General features: G+C 42.9%; 15 protein-coding genes and 1 pseudogene. 12 read left to right on the top strand and 4 right to left on the bottom strand.

Annotated elements, in window-relative coordinates; genetic code table 11:
* Nucleotides 1-65: 65 nt before the first annotated feature.
* Complete coding sequence (gltX, locus tag PENNN9_RS10645) at nt 66-1595, bottom strand: glutamate--tRNA ligase (RefSeq protein WP_058369662.1); 1530 nt, start codon at nt 1593-1595, stop codon at nt 66-68.
* A gap of 452 nt (nt 1596-2047) precedes the next feature.
* Here gltX and rsmH point away from each other — a divergent pair, with 452 nt between their 5' ends.
* The 7 genes from rsmH to PENNN9_RS10610 all read left to right on the top strand — a co-directional run bounded on the left by rsmH (nt 2048) and on the right by PENNN9_RS10610 (nt 11320).
* Nucleotides 2048-3049 carry a 16S rRNA (cytosine(1402)-N(4))-methyltransferase RsmH gene (gene rsmH / locus PENNN9_RS10640; RefSeq protein ID WP_075103558.1) on the top strand — a complete coding sequence of 334 codons (1002 nt, stop codon included), beginning with the start codon at nt 2048-2050 and terminating at the stop codon, nt 3047-3049.
* Nucleotides 3050-3311: 262 nt separating this feature from the next.
* Nucleotides 3312-3791 carry a cell division protein FtsL gene (locus tag PENNN9_RS10635; RefSeq protein WP_082638077.1) on the top strand — a complete coding sequence of 160 codons (480 nt, stop codon included), beginning with the start codon at nt 3312-3314 and terminating at the stop codon, nt 3789-3791.
* Entirely contained in the window at nt 3788-5875 is a 2088-nt protein-coding gene (locus PENNN9_RS10630) for a peptidoglycan D,D-transpeptidase FtsI family protein (protein ID WP_058369660.1), read from the top strand. Before PENNN9_RS10635 ends, PENNN9_RS10630 begins: the two co-directional genes overlap by 4 nt.
* Before the next feature lie 112 nt (nt 5876-5987).
* Complete coding sequence (locus PENNN9_RS10625) at nt 5988-7607, top strand: UDP-N-acetylmuramoyl-L-alanyl-D-glutamate--2,6-diaminopimelate ligase (RefSeq protein WP_058369659.1); 1620 nt, start codon at nt 5988-5990, stop codon at nt 7605-7607.
* Nucleotides 7608-7698: 91 nt separating this feature from the next.
* Complete coding sequence (locus PENNN9_RS10620; protein WP_058369658.1) at nt 7699-9129, top strand: UDP-N-acetylmuramoyl-tripeptide--D-alanyl-D-alanine ligase; 1431 nt, start codon at nt 7699-7701, stop codon at nt 9127-9129.
* A 3-nt stretch (nt 9130-9132) separates the two neighbouring features.
* On the top strand, nt 9133-10251 hold the full coding sequence (gene mraY / locus PENNN9_RS10615; protein WP_058369657.1) for a phospho-N-acetylmuramoyl-pentapeptide-transferase: 1119 nt from the start codon (nt 9133-9135) through the stop codon (nt 10249-10251).
* Nucleotides 10252-10372: 121 nt separating this feature from the next.
* Entirely contained in the window at nt 10373-11320 is a 948-nt protein-coding gene (locus PENNN9_RS10610) for a putative RNA methyltransferase (RefSeq protein ID WP_227511798.1), read from the top strand.
* An 11-nt stretch (nt 11321-11331) separates the two neighbouring features.
* On the opposite strand, the pseudogene cls reads toward PENNN9_RS10610, so the two are convergent.
* Nucleotides 11332-12819, bottom strand: a pseudogene (gene cls / locus PENNN9_RS13660) (cardiolipin synthase).
* 365 nt (nt 12820-13184) lie between these two features.
* Between cls and PENNN9_RS10600 the strand changes: the two are divergent.
* Nucleotides 13185-14708: an alanine/glycine:cation symporter family protein gene (locus tag PENNN9_RS10600; RefSeq protein ID WP_058369656.1), complete on the top strand. Its 1524-nt coding sequence runs from the start codon at nt 13185-13187 to the stop codon at nt 14706-14708.
* Between the two features lie 230 nt (nt 14709-14938).
* Here the strand turns inward: PENNN9_RS10600 and PENNN9_RS10595 are convergent, their stop codons facing one another.
* Nucleotides 14939-15241, bottom strand: coding sequence for a hypothetical protein (locus tag PENNN9_RS10595; protein ID WP_156410095.1), 303 nt, complete (start codon nt 15239-15241; stop codon nt 14939-14941).
* A 445-nt stretch (nt 15242-15686) separates the two neighbouring features.
* Here PENNN9_RS10595 and PENNN9_RS10590 point away from each other — a divergent pair, with 445 nt between their 5' ends.
* Together PENNN9_RS10590 and PENNN9_RS10585 are read left to right on the top strand one after the other, a co-directional pair.
* Complete coding sequence (locus PENNN9_RS10590) at nt 15687-15938, top strand: hypothetical protein (protein WP_058369654.1); 252 nt, start codon at nt 15687-15689, stop codon at nt 15936-15938.
* A gap of 260 nt (nt 15939-16198) precedes the next feature.
* Nucleotides 16199-16444: a hypothetical protein gene (locus tag PENNN9_RS10585; RefSeq protein WP_058369653.1), complete on the top strand. Its 246-nt coding sequence runs from the start codon at nt 16199-16201 to the stop codon at nt 16442-16444.
* A gap of 94 nt (nt 16445-16538) precedes the next feature.
* Here PENNN9_RS10585 and PENNN9_RS12845 read toward each other — a convergent pair whose 3' ends face one another.
* The gene (locus PENNN9_RS12845) at nt 16539-16754 is read right to left on the bottom strand and encodes a hypothetical protein (RefSeq protein WP_143505732.1); all 216 of its coding nucleotides are present in this window, start codon (nt 16752-16754) and stop codon (nt 16539-16541) included.
* Between the two features lie 441 nt (nt 16755-17195).
* On the opposite strand from PENNN9_RS12845, the gene PENNN9_RS10575 reads away from it, so the two are divergent.
* Together PENNN9_RS10575 and PENNN9_RS10570 are read left to right on the top strand one after the other, a co-directional pair.
* Nucleotides 17196-18140, top strand: a complete 945-nt coding sequence (locus PENNN9_RS10575; RefSeq protein ID WP_058369651.1) for a DMT family transporter — start codon at nt 17196-17198, stop codon at nt 18138-18140.
* Nucleotides 18141-18233: 93 nt separating this feature from the next.
* The gene (locus PENNN9_RS10570; protein ID WP_058369650.1) at nt 18234-18647 is read left to right on the top strand and encodes a PaaI family thioesterase; all 414 of its coding nucleotides are present in this window, start codon (nt 18234-18236) and stop codon (nt 18645-18647) included.
* Nucleotides 18648-19045: the final 398 nt, after the last annotated feature.

The raw sequence follows: 19045 nt of genomic DNA, 5'->3' as shown, positions 1-19045 counted from the left end.
ATTTTAATAATTCGAAATTTGATCGATTTTTAGAAATATAGGAATAAAAATACTAACGAAACTATTCATCCACCAAAAAATCTGGCAACTCTGCTGATTTTTTTCTCAAGCTTTTTAAGTTTCTTTTTACCGAGGCCGCCTAGTACATCAACAGCATGACGCAAGCGAGTCAGGGTCATATCAGCGCCGATAATCGCCATAGAGTTCATAACAGGCGTCGATGAGGTGCTACCCGCAATAGCGATAAAGAACGGTGCCATAAAGTCACGCATCTTAATATCTAGGTGGGCCGCAAGACCTTTAAGCGTGGCGTAGATGTTTGCCTCCGTCCATGTAGGCAAGGTTTCTAGCTGCCAAAGGGCGAGTTGTAGCATCTCGATGATTTGCTCAGGCTCAAGCGATTTATGGGTAAAGCTTTCTGCATTAATATCAGGTAGGTTCTGGAAATAAAACCCGCCCCAATTGACTGCGTCAGACAATAGCTCAATGCGTGGCTGAATCGCAGTAGCGATAGCAGTGAGTTTATCGCTGTCACTGGCCCAATCGAGGATCTTGTTTTTTAACTCTTCAGGCGTGAGCGCGCGTAGCCATTCGCTATTTAACCAATTAAGCTTTTCGATATCGAAGATAGGCCCACCAAGTGACACACGCTGGATATCAAAGCTGGCAATCATCTCATCTAAGGTGAACTTTTCGGTGTCGTCAGGCATTGAGTAGCCCATACGGCCCAGATAGTTGAGCAGCGCTTCAGGTAGTACGCCAGCATCACGGTAGTAAGTGATAGAGGTTGGGTTTTTACGTTTCGACAGTTTTGATTTATCTGGGTTACGCAGTAATGGCATGTGGCAAAGGGTCGGCATCTCCCAGCCAAAATACTCATAAAGTAGCTGATGCTTGGGTGCGGAGTTTAGCCATTCTTCGCCGCGCATCACATGACTGATGTCCATCAAATGATCATCGACGACGTTGGCGAGGTGATACGTTGGCATGCCATCCGTTTTTAGTAGTACCTGCATGTCAACTTGCGCCCAAGGTATCTCAACAGTACCGCGTAGCATGTCATGTACTTGGCAGACGCCTTCGGTTGGCACGCGCATACGAATGACGTTTGGTTTGCCTTCATTGACCAATTGCTCGGTTTTTTCGGGAGCAAGGTGGGCACAGCGACCGTCATAGCGAGGGGTTTCGCCATTGGCCATTTGTTCAGCGCGCATGGCATCTAGCTCTTCGCTGCTACAAAAACAGCGAAATGCATGATTGTTATCCAATAATTTTTCGGCATGTTCTTTATAAATATCACCGCGCTCGCTCTGGCGATAGGGGGCATGTGGTCCACCAATATCTGGCCCCTCGCTCCAGTCCAGGCCGACCCAGTGTAGCGCATCCAAAATCATTTGTTCAGATTGTTCGGTTGAGCGGGTTTGGTCGGTGTCTTCAATACGCAAAATAAATTCACCACCATTCGCTTTAGCAAACGCTAAGTTAAACAGCGCAATATAAGCAGTACCGACATGTGGAAAACCAGTCGGTGATGGCGCAATACGAGTACGGACAGGACGCGAGCCATTAGGAGTAGTTTGAGTAGAGGTTTGCATGATAAAGTTCTCAAAAAGGTTGTTTATGATAAAAAATGACAATGAAAAATAAGAATGAGTAAGAAATACGAATGAATAGAAGTTAAAGTAGAAAAATAGCGTAAAATATAGCGCTAGTATAACAGAGAGACATGATATTTTTAACGAAAAGGCCGTCTAGCGCTTGACTACAGATGTATCCTTGCGATAATAACGCTAGATAAGTCATAACTTGTTTATTTTTATCTAATTATTGGCCTTGGTGGTCGTCATCTATTGAGTTGTTTGTGTCATTGTCAAAATATAAGCCAAAACCTAAACCGACATCTAAGTCAGATACCAAAGCCAACCCTTCTTCTAATACCGGAATGTCTGAATCAATGGTTAGCCCATCTTCTATGAAAAACGTCCCTACTAAAGAGGTCAACCAGCAGAGTGATCAAACGACTCAAGCACTTAGTCAAGATGATACGATGGTTGATGACGCAAGTTTTGTGCACGATGCGGTGCTGCTGCAAGAGACCGTCGCTGCGGTATTAGGGTTAAAATCCTTACCCAAACAAACAGACGGTAATGATCAAAACAGCTTACAGTTAAGTGGTATTTATGTCGATGCAACCTTTGGCCGTGGCGGTCATAGCAGGCTACTATTAAGACAGCTTGCCGATGATGCTCAGCTGATTGTCTTTGATAAAGACCCGACTGCGATTAACGTTGCTCGTAAGCTTGCAAGTGAAGACAGCCGCGTACATGTCATTCATGATAGCTTCGCTACATTGACCGGCAGTCTGGCGGCTTTGGGTATTACTCAAGTTGATGGGCTCATGGCGGATTTGGGTATCTCCTCACCGCAGATTGATGATGGTAGCCGCGGTTTTAGTTTTATGCGCGATGGCGCGGTCGATATGCGGATGGATACCAGCCGTGGACAGTCAGTAGCCGAATGGCTCGAGCAAGTCGATGATGAAACTTTGGCCAATGTGCTTTATGAATTCGGTGAAGAGCGTCATAGTCGCCGTATCGCGCGCGCTATCAAGCAGATGGACAGCTATGAGTCCACACTTGAGCTGGCAGAAGTGATTAAAGCGGCGCATCCTAACTGGCAGCGCGGCAAGCATCCAGCCACGCAAAGCTTTCAAGCCATGCGCATTTTTATTAATAATGAGCTTGGCGATGTCGATGACTTCTTAGCACAAAGTATTCCGATCCTAAAGCCAGGAGGACAGCTGGCAGTCATTAGCTTTCATTCGTTAGAAGATCGACGTATTAAGCAGTTTTTGCAGCGCCATAGTAAAGGTCAGTATCCAGAAGATGAGAATCTACCGATGCCGCCCAAGCGCCCACGTTATTTTAGTAAGCCCAAACGTATCGGCCCAAGTAAAGCTGAGACGAGTCAGAATCCGCGTGCTCGTAGCGCTTGGTTACGAATGGCAACGCGTACTGATACAGCTTATCAGCAGACAGATGCATCTTAAACCTTAGGTGAAATCATTAGACGAACCACGTATGGTTGCTAATGTTTATCTAGATGGTGCGCGAATGTGTTAATCGCTACGCCACTGTTAAAAAGCTGTAAATATTATCTGCTAGGCTCAGCAGTTAACTTTTTATTTGGTTGTTTTTTGGTCAGTTGACTGAGATATTTGATTTTATGTTTTATTGATGGTGCTGATAAGTTATTTGTAAATCTAAAACAGTTAGCGCTTTTATACTTCAAGTCCACTTTTTGAGATCGTCATGGCAATATCTGACAAACCTGCAAACCGCCACGCCGCTATGTCCAATACGACCGATGTTGGCGAACTATTCGCGCGTCGATTCAATGTCGTCAGTATCTATGTGGTTGTACTGTTGCTATTGGCAGGTGCAATCGTATGGAGCGGTATCAAAACGGCTGAAAATGTTCAGCAATATCATCAGGACTATAGAACCTTGCAAGACATGAAAAAACAAGAACGTAAGCTACAGGTAGAACACCAGCGTTTGCTTATTGAGCAGCAAACCTTTAGCGCCACGCCGCAGATTGCCAGTCGTGCGGTCGCTGAGCTGGGTATGTATTCACCAACGCTAGAAGACAAGCTGATTATTCAGCCAGGCGTCGCTACTGCGTTGGAACCAGTGGTAACTGACTCAGCTGAGAATGGTTCGTACAATGTTGGACCAAGAGCTTCTACAGATTTGTCTCCTGATGTGCCAGCAGAGGAGGCGGGACAATGAGTGATAAAAAACCAAAAAGCACTGCAAAAAACACCAACAAAAAACCAGCCAGTGGCAAAGTCATTAAGCCTTTACGCCGTGCCAATACTGCCAAAACAGATAGTAAAAACTCAAACACGAAATCTTCCAAAACAGGTACGAACAATCGTGCTGGTAAGCTATTTGGACGCCTAAAGAATAACGATAATCAAGGCGCTTACACCAGTGTCAAAAACCGCAAAAAGATCATTTTTAGCAAAGCCTCTGGCGCATCCTCGCGTGGTGGTTTTGAAAACGACAAAAACCGTTTTCGCACTATTTGGGGTATTGCCTTAGTCGTATTAGGCTTGTTGATAGCACGCGCCTATTATCTACAAGTAGCCAACGCACAGTTTTATCAAGATAAAGGTAATGAGCTTATCACGAGTGTGCGTACACAAAAATCCTATCGCGGTATGATTACCGATCGCAACGATTTGCCTCTAGCGGTCAGCGCCCCGCTTGCGACTGTGTCGTTCAGTCCGCATGATTATGCGCGCGAATACTATGAGCTCAATCGTGTCAAAATCGCCAATCCTGATAGTCCGCAGCTACAAGCACGTATGCAAAAGCGTTTAGACAATATGGATCTAACCCGCTTAGCAGCTGCCGCCAATATCCCAGTCAGCGAGCTTGAAAAAGCAGTCGCCATTGATGACAGTATTGATGTCACTGATGAAGAAGCGGTAAAAGCGGCATTACCATCGGGAGCTGGCTCACATTATCTGCCATTACTAAATAAGGTTACGCCTGAGATTGCTCAAAGTGTCAGCTCGCTTGATTTTCCTGGTGTTTACGAAAAAAACTTTTTTCAGCGTTACTATCCCCAGCCGCAGCCCAATTCGCAGCTGCTCGGGTTTATGGGACAAAATGCCAGCGATCCTGAGGGAGGTTACGAGGGTCGTGCAGGTATTGAGCGTCAGTACGAAACAACATTGGCAGGGGAAGATGGCAAGGTCTTGGTATTAAAAGATGCCAAACAAAACAGTTTAAGAGAAATCAAACAAGTTGAACCAGAAATCGCTGGGCAGGACGTGGCGTTGACCATTGATTCGCGTTTGCAGTATTTGCTTTATAAAGAGCTTGAAAAGGCAGGGCGCTTGCAGCAAGCACGTTGGTCGACTGGTATGGTGGTCGATGTACAGACTGGTGAAGTGTTGGCGTTATCGACATGGCCATCGTTTAACTCTAACAATCTTAATGAGATGACTGGTGAAAACCAACGTAATCGCGCGCTACTTGATGTTTTTGAGCCAGGTTCGGTGATGAAGCCCTTTACCGTCGCTGCTGCGTTAGATTCTGGTAAATATACAGCCAACTCTTTAATCGATACCAACCCTGGTTCGATCCGTGTCCGTGGTTATACGATTCGTGACCATAACAATCTCGGCATGATTAACATGGCCACACTATTACAGAAATCGAGTAACGTGGCTTCGACTAAGATTGCTTTGTCTCTACCGCCTGATGCCATTACCAACATGCAAAAACAATTTGGTTTTGGGTCCAAAACCCCGCTTGAATTTCCAGGTGAGGGCGCAGGCTTGGTGACGACACCAAAAGAAAAAGAAACGGCTCGCCGTGCGACAGTCAGTTATGGCTATGGCCTACAAGTGACGCTTGCCCAAGTAGCACAAGCTTATGCAGCATTGGCCGCTGGCGGTGTAATGCATCCACTGACTTTGACTAAGACTGATAAGCCACTGCCCAGTAAGCGCATCATGGAGCATGAGCAAGCAATGTCGATTGTCAAGATGCTGGAGGCAGTAACAGAGCCAGGTGGTACTGCGAAGGCTGCAGCTATTGATGGTTACCGCGTCGCTGGCAAAACAGGAACATCGCGCCGGATTAACCCAGATGGTGGCTACTATACTGACCAGTATCGCAACGTATTTGCTGGCATGGCTCCTGCATCAAATCCAAAGTTAGTCGGTGTTATCCTGATTGAAGACCCACGTGGTCAAATTTATGCAGGCTTGACTGCAGGCCCAGTCTTTCACAATGTTATGAAAGAAGCTTTGCGCTTGTATAATGTGCCTTTAGATAAGCCTTTACAAACTAAATAAGCCACGCAAACAGGTGTCGTTTTTATAACCTATAAATGACACCTGCGGTTTTAGAGCATTCCTTATGCATGTTTGCTATGTTTTCATTTTTTCAATCGTTTAGGATTTGCCCATGACCTCATCAGCCTATGACGCTATTACGTTGCAACAACTTATAGAGAGTAATAATAATGCATTGGGGCAGCAATTATCAAAGATGGTACACAGTGCTAAAAATCCAGAAGCGATAGCGAATACTGCATTCAATAAATTGCGTTTGGATAGCCGTCATGTTGCTGACAATGATGCATTTATACTATTAAAGAGTCAGACGCAGCAAGGTCAAGACCCACAAAAAATTCATGATTACCTATTACAAGCTGGCAAACGGGCTGCTCTTATCTTTTCAGAGATCAATCCAGTAGCACTGTTTGATAATACCGATATACTACCTTGTCCTGTCCTATACGTACCTGATATTCGCCATTTTTTGGGAAGCTTAATACAGGCACGTTTGCAATATCAGCAGCTCATAACGTTGCCAACAGTCGTCGCTGTCACCGGTACAAATGGTAAGACAACGATCAGTCAACTTGTTGCACAATTAGCACAGCTGGCTGGTCACGATAGCGCGGTCATGGGAACAGCAGGTAATGGTAAGCTTGATGCATTGTTACAAGCCCGCCATACCACAGGTGATGCCTTAGCAGTGCAGCAGTTTTTGTATCATATGGGTGAGCAAAACGTCGACTTACTAGCACTTGAGGCCAGCTCGCATGGACTGGATCAAAAGCGGTTGCAAGGTGTACCCATAAAAGTTGCCATTTATACCAATCTAAGCCGAGATCACTTAGATTATCATGCAGATATGGCAGAATATGTCGCTGCAAAAGCCAAACTATTTGATAAAGCCCATTTTCCAACCTTGACGCACGCGATTATTAATATCGATGATGAGCATGCGAACGTAATGCTTGATACGGCTAAAGCCAGTAATCTGACTGTATGGACATACAGTTTGCAGGCTGATAATGAGGCAAAGGGTGCTAATTTCGTTGCTACTAAGATTGAACCTAGTCTACAAGGCGTAAAAATTACTTTACGAAGTGTACTAGGTGACAGTCAAGGTAACGATGTGAATAATATCAATATTATCAGCCCCTTGTTAGGGCATTTTAATGTGGCCAATCTGCTGGCGGCAATTGCAGCAGCGGTAGCATTAGGCATTAGCCTTGAGCACATTGCAAGCTTGGTACCACAGTTAAAAGGTGCAGTTGGACGTATGCAGCGCGTGCCATCGACCGATGGTTGCTTCATCGTGGATTACGCGCATACTCCTGATGCTTTGACACAAGTGCTAGATAGCTTAAGAACGCATTGCCAAGGCCAGCTATGGGCAGTGTTTGGTTGTGGCGGCGACCGCGATGCTGGCAAACGTCCACTGATGGCACAAGCGGGATTGTCTGGTGCTGATCAAGTAATATTAACTGCCGACAATCCGCGCACTGAAGATCCCAATATCATTTTGCAAAACATGCAGGCTGGCATGAGTGAAGAGCAGTATCAGCGTACGCATATCGAGCCTGCCCGCCAACGGGCGATTGAGTATGCAGTGAGTCACGCCAGCGCCAATGACATTGTGGTTATTGCGGGCAAAGGCCATGAGACTTACCAAGAGATTAACGGTGTTCGTCATGATTTTGATGACAGCGTCATCTTGCAGCAAGCGCTACAACAAGCGGGACGCATATAAGTATATGGTTTTCTGCTTAGCCAAATATAACCACCAAGCCAAATCGATCAAAAACAACGAATTACAGTAGTCACCATACAAGGCAATCACTATGACAGCTGGCAACAACAACACCATTCAGTCGCAAGGACTTTATGTCTGGCAAGCAGATAACTTGCTGGCGGCTACAGAGGCGCTTAGCAGTCACTGGCAACAAGGTCAATCAGGCGCAAAGATTGGCGTTACAAGCAATCGTATCACAACCGACACGCGCACCATCAAAGCAGGTGATATATTTTTAGCACTCAGTGGCGATAATTTTGATGGACATGACTATATTAATGTCGCTGCTGCTCAAGGTGCGGTCGCAGCAATCGTATCACGTCCGATTTCTACTAGTATGCCACAATTGGTAGTAAGTGATACCCGTTTGGCTTTGGGGCATCTGGCCGCTTATCGTCGTCAGCAGCACCAAAACTTGACGGTGATCGCTATTACGGGCTCTAGTGGTAAGACAACTTGTAAGGAGATGCTCGGTAGTATCTTTGGCCGTTTGGCACCGACACTTATTACTCGTGGCAATCTTAATAACGATTTAGGCGTACCGATGATGCTGCTTGAGCTATCTGATCATCATCGTTATGCCATACTAGAGCTGGGCGCCAACCATATCGGCGAGATTGCTTATACGACCGAGATTGTCCGACCTGATGTCGCCTGTATATTAAATATTGGTACAGCGCATTTAGGTGAATTTGGTAGTCGTGAAGGCATATGTCAGACTAAAGCTGAAATTTATCACACGTTAACGGACGCTCAGTTTGCTATTGTTCCTGATAAAGATGATTTTACCAACCAACTGCGCCGCATCGCCGAAAAGCATACTTCACACGTGATTGGTTTTGGCAATACTGATGTCAGTGCCAGCCACTTAGACGTAGAGCCTGAGCGCAGTGAGTTTAAGCTGCATGTGAGCAATCAGGTTCATGATATTAATTTGCCTCTGGCAGGCGAGCATAATGTGAATAATGCTCTGGCTGCTGCTGCTTGTGCACATGCGTTGAACATCGATGTCAGCGATATCGTCATCGGTTTAGAAAATGCCCGACCTGCTAAAGGGCGCTTAAACAGTCAGCTCTTAGGTATGCATAGGCTCATCGATGATACTTATAACGCCAACCCACATTCAGTACGTGCTGCTGCTAAAGTATTAGCAGCACAAACAGGTACGCAGGTCATGGTATTGGGCGACATCGCAGAGCTTGGTGATGCCGCTGTCAGTGAGCATCAAAGCCTTGGACGGACTATTGGTGCCACGGGTATCGATGTACTGCTCTGTGTGGGCGAATATGCAGCCTATAGTGTTGCCGGTGCAAAAGAGGTGAGTGCGATCGGTGCTCATGCCTTTGACGACAAAGAAAGTCTACTAGAATACTTGCAGACGTTTTTGCAAGCGCAGCAAGCCAAGCCTTGTACCGTGTTGTTCAAGGGTTCTCGTTCCATGCAAATGGAAACACTTATTGATGCGCTAGTTGAGGAGTAGACGGTGTTAGTTTGGTTGTTTGAATGGCTTGGTCAGTATTACACACCGTTTTTTGCGGTTTCTTCGTTGACACTACGGGCGTTACTTGCGGTCATTACCGCGCTTAGTGTTAGTTTGTTTTTTGGCGGGCGGGTTATCCGTCATCTACGCTCACTTAAGTATGGTCAGGCGGTCCGTGATGACGGCCCTCAGTCGCATCTAATCAAGACTGGAACGCCCACGATGGGCGGTGTTTTGATTCTGACCTCCATTGGGGTTGCCACACTATTATGGGCAAGGCTGAGCAATCCTTACATTTGGATTTTGCTGATTGTAATGATTATTTTTGGCGCTGTCGGTTGGGCAGATGATTGGCTAAAGATTAAATATAAAAACCCTCAAGGTCTCATTGCCCGTAAAAAGTATTTTTGGTTGTCTGTTGGTGCATTATTTGTCGGGGCTTCCCTTTACTATATAGCTACGTTACAGCCTGACATGGCAACGACGCGTGAGATGCAGGATCTGCTGATTCCTATTTTCAAGAACTTAGCGATTCCATTTTCGGCAGTGCCATTTGGTATTGGTTTTATTATTTTTACCTACTTTGTCATTAATGGTGCCTCTAACGCAGTCAATTTAACGGATGGCTTGGATGGCTTGGCTATTTTGCCCATAGTGCTCGTCGCAGCAGGCTTGGGTGCGATGGCATATGTGTCAGGTGATGTTAGATTCTCAGCATATTTGCATGTGCCTTATATTGCCTATAACTCTGAAGTTATTATTGTCTGCGGTGCGATGATTGGGGCCGGTCTTGGGTTCTTATGGTTTAATGCGCATCCAGCACAAGTCTTTATGGGTGATGTGGGGGCTCTGGCGCTTGGTGCGATGCTAGGTACGATTGCAGTCATGACGCGGCAAGAGATTGCTTTTGCTATTATGGGTGGTCTGTTCGTCGCTGAAGCACTGTCGGTCATGATTCAGGTAGGCTCATATAAACTACGTAAAAAGCGCGTCTTTCGTATGGCGCCATTGCATCATCACTTTGAGGAAATCGGTTGGAAAGAGACCCAAGTGGTCGCCCGTTTTTGGATTATTGCTATTGTGTTAGTGGTATTAGGTTTGATGACTCTCAAGCTACGTTAACTTAAAATCTTAATTTGTCCAATAAAAAGCCATCTTTGATCTGTCGAGATGGCTTTTTTATCACTTAATAATAGTTAATTTCGTTCGTTGCAGCTGAATTTTGCTAATATGCTCATCAACTATGTCTGATTTTGAGTTGCCTGTGTCCTTATTTACTTGTCCTATTTGCCACTCACCTATGCAGCCTGCTAAAGATACGTGGCGCTGTGATGGTAGCCTACACCCTAAGCAAACTTCGCATCCATTTGACGTGGCAAAGCAAGGCTATGTCAATCTGCTACCGGTCCAACAAAAAAAATCCAAAGCACCGGGTGACAGTCAGCAATCTATTGATGCTCGCAAGCGATTTTTGGACGCAGGATACTATCAGCCTCTACAAACGCTTATCTGCCAGCAGATGACCCAGCTACTGGGGCAAAATGATACTGCTATGAATTGGCTGGATATTGGTTGCGGAGAAGGCTATTACACACAGGCAATGGCGCAAACTGGTATGGATACTTTAATCGCTGCCGATATCAGTAAGCCTGCGCTTGCCAGCTTGGCTAAAGTCAGTAAAGCGGCAAACTATCTTTGGTATCAACAAAATATCGATGGCAAACAGACTGACACTAAGATAGCAGCTATTTATCCATTAGTGACTAGCGCTGCGCATTTACCTTTGCGTCCTCATAGCATGACAGGTATTAGTAGTATATTTAGCCCGATTCTACCAGAGGCATTTGCAACGGTTTTACAAGAAGAGGGATATCTATTGATCGCCAAGCCGGATGTCGGGCACTTGGCGAGTATACGTGAAGCCTTGTTTGATAGCGTACGTGAGCATGACTCCAGTAAGTTTTTGCCCACTTTAGCGCCTTATTTTGAGCTTGTAGACACGCATAATATTAATACATCATTAAGCTTACCTGCAGGTGAATTAGCAGACCTACTGACCATGACGCCTTATGCTTATCGCGCTCGTCCTGAAAATCGTCAAGCATTGCTGGCCAGTGCTGAGACCGCACCATTTATAACCGAAGCAAAATTTGTGGTATATGTATTAAAAAAACGCACAACTTTATCGTGAGATTAGTCAATTTATAATATAGGTCCCATGGTAGCGACGATATTATTCCAAATCCGATAAGGCAGCGGCCAGTCTTTGACTTGTTTAAGCTGTACCTCATCAGAATCAGCGATATACTGGTTTTGGCGCTCGATAATATCAGCAGTTAGCGCTGTATCACTAAACACAATATTGTTTTCATAATTCAAATCAAAGCTACGAAGATCCAAGTTGGTCGAGCCAATTAAGCTGATGTTACCATCAACAGTCAAAGTTTTAGCGTGCAGCAAACCTGGCCTATATTCATAAATTTTTACCCCTGCTTGTAGTAGTTGCCAATAGTAACTGCGACTGGTCGCTGCTACTACCAATGAGTCATTGTATTTTGGGAAAATCATCGTGACCTCTACCCCGCGATAGGCCGTCGCGCATAAAACACTGACTAGCGAATAATCTGGTACAAAATAAGGGGTAGAGATAATTAAGGTGTGCTGAGCTTGACTGATAAGGGCACCTAAAAACTGCGGGGTTGAGCCATGCTGCTGAGTCGGTCCATCTGCAAAGACTTGCGCGGCAAAACTATTTTGTTTTGAATCTTCCTGATACTCAAGATAAGACTCGTTACTGGTTTTAGTATGAGATTCAGTATAATAAGGAAAACTGTCAAAAGGAGTATCTGGGTTTTCAATCAACCAGTCGCTCGCAAACAGCATTTGATTTTATGCAACCACAGGTCCTTCAACTCGTAGCATAATGTCTATCCATGGTGCAAAGTTTGGCTTTACTCGAAACTCAGGATCCGCACAGTTGCGACTTCCTGAGTAGCCAATCTTCCCGTCGATGACGGTGATTTTACGGTGATTACGCAAATCAATACGGCTAAATAGTAGTACCTTTATTGGATTGTTAATCGGCAAGGCAACGCTGACTTGTACACCAGCATCCTTCATTTCTTGCCATATCTTGGAGCCAACCATTTTGCGTGAACCCATTCCATCGACCATTGCACGGCAAGTAACCCCTCGCTTAGCAGCACGTATCAGGGCTTTAGCGGTATCAACTCCCATACCGTCAATTCGCCAAATATAATACAGCACATGAATGTGATCGGTCGCTGCATCGAAATCTGCAATCATACGCTGACGTGTATCGGCTGCATCTTTCATCAGCTCAGCCCGATTGCCTAAGGTGGTATGAAAGCCAGTTATATTGGCTGAATAGGCAAAGGCAGCTCGGTATTCCGGTTTGACAGCCTCTGTTAGCGCGCCCTTGCAGCCGAGTACTTCAGGGTTGTTGTGATGCAGATCGTCAATAATTTTTTTATAACGCTGTGCAAAGCCATTTCCTAAATGGACTTCACCGAACATCCAGTAGACAACCACGCCAATGTATGGCAGCACGAACAAAACAACCAACCAAGCAAGCCTAGCTGGTGACGTTAATTCAGGACGTGAAAGTACTCGTAAAGATATGATCAGTAATAATATAAAGTGAATAACGAGTAAAATATCCAATACCATAGAGCAATCCGTTGTTATTATTTTTAAATGCGTTGTCGAGATAAATGAGATGTTTAGTATAACTTACTCCAAACATTGGTGTGGTTAGCAAATGGTTAAGGCAGTAGGCTTGTTGCATTAGATAGCGGCGAATGGAATATTTTAACGGTAAGAAATGCTATCGTCATGCGCATTTTTATGACATCAAACTTAAATATATGCTAATTCAAACACAATCGTTGAAAAAACTGTCTAGTAATTATTTTAAATCTATGCCAAATTGCAGTCTCTTTACGGTATGAAAAGTCTACGATTAAATAAAAAGCCAAACAAATCACTACTGCCGTTATATTTATATTTGTAGCAACAGTATTAGGAACAGATACATGGAAGATTTTGTCAATACAATAAACGGCATCATTTGGAGCTCAGCGCTAATCTACTTGTGCTTAGGAGCAGGTTTATTCTTCTCGATAGTGACACGGTTTGCACAAGTACGTCTCTTTGGAGAGATGTTACGTCTCATATTCAAAGGCAAAGCAAGTCGTAATGGTATCTCTTCCTTTCAGGCATTGACCTTGTCGTTAGCGGGACGTGTAGGGATGGGCAACATAGCAGGCGTGGCAGCGGCTATTGGCTTTGGTGGACCAGGTGCTGTGTTTTGGATGTGGGTAGTCGGATTCTTAGGCGCGACTACGGCTTATATTGAAGCAACACTAGCACAGATATATAAAGAAAAAGATGCGACTACGGGAGAGTATCGTGGTGGTCCGGCTTACTATTTTGAAAAGGCACTGGGACAACGCTGGTACGGTATCGTTTTTGCGATTGCTGCTATCACCGCTTTAAGTATATTTTTACCCGGCATTCAAACAAATGGTGTGGTCAATGCCGTCACACAGGTAATGGGTGAGGGGACTACGCTAAACATCTTAGGCACAGACGTCAGTAGCATGAGACTTGGGGCAATAGCGCTTATCCTTATTGTCTTTGGCATTATCATCTTTGGTGGTATTAAGCGTATTGCAACGTTTACCGAAATTGTCGTACCGTTTATGGCAATCGGCTATATTGTCTTAGCTTTAATAATCATGCTCATCAATTTTGAGCTGATTCCGCAAGTATTTGGGCTAATCGTTGGTGACGCTTTTACCGCGCAGGCAGGACTGGGAGCCGCCCTCGGTTGGGGTGTCAAACGCGGTGTCTACTCAAGTGAAGCCGGTCAAGGTACGACTCCTCATGCTGCCGCTGCTGCTGAGGTCGATCATCCAGCGCAGCAAGGATTGGTACAATCATTTTCTGTCTATATCGATACCTTGTTGGTTTGCTCAGCAACGGCTTTTATGATTTTGACAATGGGAACCTATAATATTCAAGGAACGTTGCCTGAGGGTCAATATCTTGTACAAAACGTCATGGCAGGTACTGAAATCAACTCTCCTGCTTTTACGCAGTTGGCAATGGAGTCAGTCTATGGCGCATTTGGTAATACGTTTATTGCTGTTGCCGTCTTCTTTTTTGCTTTTACTACCATTTTAGCCAATTATTATATTGCTGAAGTCAATGTCGCCTATCTGACACGCTCTATTAGTCCTAGGGTCAATAGAATAGGATTATTCTTAGTTAAAATATTGACGATGTCGATGATTGCGTATGGTGGACTCAATTCTGCCGGCTACATCTGGGCGGTCGGCGATATTGGCGTTGGTCTGATTGCATGGTTAAATATCGTTGGCATCTTGCTGATCTTTTTCATAGCACGTCCTGCATTTAAGGCGCTTAAAGATTATGAGACCCAGCGTAAAGCAGGGGTGTCTCGCTATACGTTTGATCCTAACAAACTGGGTATTAAAAACGCCCTGTACTGGGAAGAGCGGCGCTCAAAAGAACAATTAAATGCTAAAGATTAATTCATAAACAAACAACATCGATAGATACTATAGATAGCAACATTGTTAGGTAAATAAAATTGCCATAGATACTATAGATAGCAACATTGTTAGGTAAATAAAATTGCCATGCGTTTGCCTGAGACAAAGCAAAATATAATTAATTTTAAAATAAAGAGGCAGACAACTGTGTAACCTTGTATGCCTCTTTAGTTGTTATGCTCGATTGGTTATTTACTACTCAATTCCATTTATTGTAAGCCCTCAGCATCTGTTTTATCGATATATGTGTTCTCAGCAGAGTCAGTTGCCATCTCTTCGGTATTTGTTTTATCAGGCATAGTATTGTCTATAAGTTCGGATGGCTCCTCGGTGACACTTTCTTCTTTAGTCATCGCTGACGTCTCTACGTTAGCAGTAGACTGATCTACTGCTACAGTGTCATTGGCCTCTTCTGTTTCACTACTACAAGCGCTCATTCCTACAACTGTAGTAACAAGTGCTATTCCTAGTAGCCGTGTGATTCCTCTCGATTTTAATAATATATGTCTCATTCTAGACTCCTTAAATAAGTGATGTCTGATTTTTATTAATAGACTCATGTCGAGTTGATATCACTACCAATCTAAACTTAAGTAATGGCTGTCAATAGGAGTGTTTTGTCTGTTTTTATTGTCTATTTATTAAAATTAATAAACTTATTGGTTTTCTGTACCCACATCTAAAGGTTGAAAGACGGCAAGAACTTCCCTAAGGTGTACTGCTCTTAATAGAAATTGTCTATATAGATAAGTCGTATCTATACGTTAATAATTAATTTGTTTAAGCGTTTATATTTAAGTATCTATATTTTTTAATTATCTGCTTAAGCTTTGTATAGTTAATGTGAGTGTATCTAAAAAACTAAGACACAAAAGTGAACATTCTATAAACATAAATCGATATTACAAAAGGTATGCTTAGAAATAACGACGATTGTCCATTAATAAGGATATATGTATGAACAATAATTTAATAGGTAGTGATCTAGCACGTGCAATGTTAAGTCGCGGTAATAAGCAAGTATGGTGCGCAGTAAGTAATGATAGTGATGGACAAGCTCTGACTGCTATTAATGAAGCTGACTATAGCTGCATCTATCCTATTGTTACCTATACAAATGACTATTTTATTTGTAATGAAGGAAAACCATGGAAGTATGCTGTTCCTGTTCGTAGAGTTGAGATGAGTCAAAACGAGATAGGATTTTGAGTAATATTGATTCAATAATCGTAGCCACAACTACAAACAACCGTTCGAACCAAAGAAAGGACCATTTATACAATTATAAATAGATAAAAGAAACAATAACTTATAACATTCAAATTCAATATATCTATAATACTGTTATATTAAATATTCTTTATATAAAGTATTTTTAGGTGTGCTTAACTACTTAGGTTGATAAAAGTATTAAACCACAGAGTATTTTAGTGTTTAATAACCCTAACCTGTAATTAGGAGGAATTAGAATGTATCAAGAATTAACTGGTAGTGAACTAACACGTGCAATGTTGGATCGTGGTGACACACAAATATGGTGTGCAGTGAGTGATAATAGTGACGAAGAAGCTATGTCAGATCAAGTCGACAACGACTTTACAGCTCGCATTATGTCTTTTGATGACAAGGGTTTTTATTGTACGGCTGGTATGGCATGGTTATTCGCGGTACCTATCAAGATTAGTCCACTGACACAGGATGAGGCAGGGTTTTAAGACTCTTATATCTTCATTAACCAATCAGGGAGTGATGGTTAATAAGTTTAATCATTGTAGCAAAGCAACCGCTATACAATGATATGCAAATTTATCAAAACTCTGAGAGTTTTTTTTGTATTGAATCGATGACGTCCAATTGCATTCTGTCATAATCACCAATCCAAACCTCTTCTCCTTCTTCAGTCACCTCCTTTAATGATTTAAAACGATTAATCAGATCTCGTTGAAAGTTACTCAATGAAGTATGTATTAAAGATACTTCATGATCAGTGAGTGATATGCCATGTACCCTTTTTTCCATTGCCATACATCCTTTTTTCATCGTTAATATCCATAAAAACGAATATACACGATAAGAATAAAAATGCAAACTATAGTTTATTAATATATCTATTGTCAACAAAGTTTGTGACAGTTGTTATAGGTATTTTAATATATAAATAAACGACTTAAAACCTTTATATGGGGGATAGCGACTTAGATGTTAAAAAATAATTATTAGCATATCAGTGGTGGGTAATTAGATAATAGTTAGCTAATAATGACCATGAATATTACAGGGCCAAGTCGTATTTTAAAAAAATTAACTATTTTAAGATATCTATGAATATAGATGTGCTAATTAATGATAGGCCTTAATAGAGAGAAGTAAAATATTCATTGTATTGGTTTTTACTTGGTTGTTATTCAGGTAAAGTTTTAACGATCATTGATTAATCAAGTATGTTTCAAGTGAGTAGGATAAACGATGAATGAATACAGGCAACAAGGAATATCACATACTCAGCCCAAATGGATTATTCCTCTAGTATGCCTGTTAGCTGGCGGTGTGTTAATAGGAGTGTCTACCAATTTAGCGAAATACGCAAACGTCATTAATTTGACGCCGTTGGCTTTTTTGTTTTGGTCAATCACAGGGGCCGCAATTATTTTATTCATCATCGCTTTTATAAGAAATGAGCTACCGCCTTTAAATAAACACAGTTTTGAGTATTACTTGGTGGCAGCGTTGGTAAGCGTTGCAGGATCCAATCTAATCTTTTTTTCAGCCATTCCACACGTTGGTGCAAGTTTTGTCGCTCTGATTATTGCTCTGCCGCCACTGCTTACTTATCTTGGTGCTCTAGTGCTGCGGATAGAGCGCTTTAATGCGCTCCGTGCTATTGGAGTTGTGGCAGCACTTTTGGGTGTGGGTGTGTTGGCAGCACGCAAGTTCTCTACACCAGATGCCAGTGTATTTTGGATTTTATTGGCGCTTTGTGGACCAGTTTTGCTTGCCATCGGCAATCTTTATCGTACCTTACGCTGGCCAGATAACGCATCTCCTAGCTCACTTGCCCCAGGCATGCTCATTGCCGCTGCAATAATGCTTGGCATTGTCAGCATGTTGTCTAACTTTTCAATTATTGTACCGCTAACAGAATCTAAGTCGCTTTGGTTAATCGCTATCCAAGCATTAATCTTTGCTGGCCAATTTTTACTGCTGTTTTTGCTACAAAAAACGGGCGGTCCAGTTTTATTGAGCTTATTAGGCGCAGTAGGAGCGATCGTTGGCGTCCCTGTTGCTATTCTTCTGCAAGGTGAAGCACCGCCAGAGGGGTTGTTATTGGGCGCCTCTCTAATTGCGCTTGGTGTCGCGCTTGTTACCTGGGGCGGTGTGACAATAGCGAAGACATCGACAACAGATAGTTAAGTGTAATGATCTAAAAATTTGTTATGATGATTGAGAAAAGTAACGTTCAGATAAAGACAGAAAGGTAATAAAAATCAAACTCAAGGAAGATATATGTCTGCAACCAAAGAAGAGATTGTCGCTTTTATAACATCGGAGTTTCCCCAAACCAAATGCATTATTGAAGCAGTAGATGATAAAGGGGCAACTTTAGCACATGACATCGGTATAGACGAGCTGCGTCCTGGTGGTACGGTCTCTGGGCCAGTACTGATGAGTATCGCTGATGTCGCCATTTATGTGGCGATACTAGGCAAAATAGGTATTGTCCCGCTGACTGTAACGACGAGCCTTACCATTAACTTTTTACGCAAACCCTCAGCCCAAGCGCGTATTATTGCCGAGTGTAAATTGTTAAAAGTAGGGCGCACACTAATAGTAGGTGAGGTCTCTTTGTATTCAGAAGGTTCTAGCGATATGGTAGCTCATGTAGTTGGCACATATTCTGTACCGCCTCAGCTTAACTAAATGACTTTTATGAGCAGCTTAATGTAAAAGGTCTTGATGATATCAAGCAGAAAGGAATAGTAAGAACAAAGGCTGGATAAAATAGAATAAGATTGGCGGTGAAGGAGAAAGTCAGACTTTATAGTTAAATAATTGATATTATTATATTTTTTATTTTAGGTTCGGTATATAGACCAACTATTAGACCAACACCTGCCAAGTGTTGGATGTGAGGCATATAATGGGATTTATCTCAGGATAAATCGTAACTAAATATTTCTAAAGTACTATTTAGTTTCAAACATATACTATCACTAAAAAAGCATTTTGGTTATTAGAATTATTTTATAGCTCACCGCTTAAACTGCTTAATACTATTCCGAACAGCTCAAGTAATTTCTTGACTATAATATCAAGAG

The organism is Psychrobacter sp. ENNN9_III, assembly GCF_001462175.1.
Classification (GTDB): Bacteria; Pseudomonadota; Gammaproteobacteria; order Pseudomonadales; family Moraxellaceae; genus Psychrobacter.
Note: the sequence above shows the minus strand (reverse complement) of the source record. Positions and strands in the feature narration are given on the sequence as shown.

What these genes read in the sequence shown, in the direction of transcription:
- gltX (WP_058369662.1), bottom strand. Translation starts at nt 1,595, where the DNA reads ATGCAAACCTCTACTCAAACTACTCCTAATGGCTCGCGTCCTGTCCGT.
- rsmH (WP_075103558.1), top strand. Translation starts at nt 2,048, where the DNA reads ATGGTTGATGACGCAAGTTTTGTGCACGATGCGGTGCTGCTGCAAGAG.
- PENNN9_RS10635 (WP_082638077.1), top strand. Translation starts at nt 3,312, where the DNA reads ATGGCAATATCTGACAAACCTGCAAACCGCCACGCCGCTATGTCCAAT.
- PENNN9_RS10630 (WP_058369660.1), top strand. Translation starts at nt 3,788, where the DNA reads ATGAGTGATAAAAAACCAAAAAGCACTGCAAAAAACACCAACAAAAAA.
- PENNN9_RS10625 (WP_058369659.1), top strand. Translation starts at nt 5,988, where the DNA reads ATGACCTCATCAGCCTATGACGCTATTACGTTGCAACAACTTATAGAG.
- PENNN9_RS10620 (WP_058369658.1), top strand. Translation starts at nt 7,699, where the DNA reads ATGACAGCTGGCAACAACAACACCATTCAGTCGCAAGGACTTTATGTC.
- PENNN9_RS10610 (WP_227511798.1), top strand. Translation starts at nt 10,373, where the DNA reads ATGTCTGATTTTGAGTTGCCTGTGTCCTTATTTACTTGTCCTATTTGC.
- PENNN9_RS10600 (WP_058369656.1), top strand. Translation starts at nt 13,185, where the DNA reads ATGGAAGATTTTGTCAATACAATAAACGGCATCATTTGGAGCTCAGCG.
- PENNN9_RS10595 (WP_156410095.1), bottom strand. Translation starts at nt 15,241, where the DNA reads ATGAGACATATATTATTAAAATCGAGAGGAATCACACGGCTACTAGGA.
- PENNN9_RS10590 (WP_058369654.1), top strand. Translation starts at nt 15,687, where the DNA reads ATGAACAATAATTTAATAGGTAGTGATCTAGCACGTGCAATGTTAAGT.
- PENNN9_RS10585 (WP_058369653.1), top strand. Translation starts at nt 16,199, where the DNA reads ATGTATCAAGAATTAACTGGTAGTGAACTAACACGTGCAATGTTGGAT.
- PENNN9_RS12845 (WP_143505732.1), bottom strand. Translation starts at nt 16,754, where the DNA reads ATGGCAATGGAAAAAAGGGTACATGGCATATCACTCACTGATCATGAA.
- PENNN9_RS10575 (WP_058369651.1), top strand. Translation starts at nt 17,196, where the DNA reads ATGAATGAATACAGGCAACAAGGAATATCACATACTCAGCCCAAATGG.
- PENNN9_RS10570 (WP_058369650.1), top strand. Translation starts at nt 18,234, where the DNA reads ATGTCTGCAACCAAAGAAGAGATTGTCGCTTTTATAACATCGGAGTTT.